The organism is Gordonia sp. p3-SID1431 (assembly GCF_025143765.1).
GTDB classification, from domain to species: Bacteria; Actinomycetota; Actinomycetes; order Mycobacteriales; family Mycobacteriaceae; genus Gordonia; species Gordonia hongkongensis.
Genome location: NZ_JAMBDT010000192.1, coordinates 1 through 1,362, shown reverse-complemented (window position 1 = coordinate 1,362; position 1,362 = coordinate 1). Strand labels below are relative to the sequence as shown.

Genomic DNA, 1,362 nt, shown 5'->3' with positions numbered 1-1,362 from the left:
GAGGATGCCGATGAGCCGGTTGGCGAGCGCACGCAAGGCTTGGGGGTGGGACTTCTTCTGATCTCGCAGGCTGTCGTAGTAGACGCGGGCGCCGGGACTGCCGGTCAGCGCGCTTTGCGCCATCGCCATGGCGGCGGCGTTGAGGCGGGTGTTGCGGATATGGCGGGCCAGCACGACGTGCCCTTTGCCTGAGGCGATGGTCCGTGGTGAGGTGCCGGCATAGTTTCTGCGAGACTTGGCGGTGGCATAGCGTTCGGGGTCGTCCCCGAACTCGCCAAGCATCCGGGCGCCGGTGATGTCACCGACTCCGGGCATGGACAGGTAGATCTCGGCGTCCGGATGCGCTCTAAAAGACTGGGCCATACTGGTTTCCAGTTGATCAATTTGGGTGTTGAGCGTCGTCAGCATGTTCACCGTCACGGTCACGGTCGCCGCATACGCTGCGGTAAGTGCCTCCGGTGCGCTCAGATGACCGCCCCCACGCAGGGCCTGCTGGATCTCGCGGGCACGGGTATCGGTATTGCGTTGGCGGCCACCCTGTTTCAGAGCTGATCGGATCGCCGCGACCGTCAGTGCCGCTCCCTGTCGTGGGGTGGGAGCGCGACGCAACACCGCCAGGCAGTCTTTGTGGGCGAGGTCGCCGCCGAAGGCATCGACCGCGGCCGGATAGTAGGCGCCCAGTTGAGCGCGCAACACGTTCTGTTGTGCTGAGCGCGCCCACACCAGATTCTGATGCGTACGGGCCATCACCGTGATCGCCTTGACCTCGACGGTGTCGGCGGCGACCAATCGATGATTGTGCCGGTCGGTCCGCACCAGATCAGCCAGCGTTTTCGCGTCAGCCTTATCGGATTTGGTGCCCCCGACATGGTGGCGGTCGCGGTACCGCGACACCGACAACGGGTTGATCGCATACACCTGATAGCCCGCGGCGACCAGGGCGGCGACCCACATGCCGTGATCGGTTTCGATCCCCACCACCACCTCAGAGGGGTCGTGGGCGAACCGGGCGAGCAGGTCATGCATCGCCGTCACGCCGGCCGCGTTCTCGGGTAGTCGGCGGGTGGCCAGGGTGGTGCCGTGTTCATCCATCACGCACACGTCGTGATGATCCGACGCCCAGTCGTTGCCCACACAGATCATGTCGGTCGTTCACCTCGTCTTCGGTCGTCTCGATCGATCGTCGGTGTGAACCTTGGGGTGATCACCCTTGACGCGGCCTAATGGATCAGTGCTCACCCCACATGGTTCAGGGGGCACGACATCCCAGAAGCGTTCTAGCGGGTGATCCTTACCCGGCCGGGCCACGGTCTTCGTGTAGAAATCCGACACCGTTTCAGGGTCTCGGAGTGGTCACCGGCC

General features: G+C 64.3%; 1 protein-coding gene. It reads right to left on the bottom strand.

The genetic code is table 11. The annotated features are described in order from the left end of the window. Window positions 1-1,143: IS110 family transposase (locus M4D77_RS23735; protein ID WP_259937727.1), on the bottom strand; the 1,143-nt coding region annotated here is incomplete at its 3' end. Window positions 1,144-1,362 lie beyond the last annotated feature (219 nt).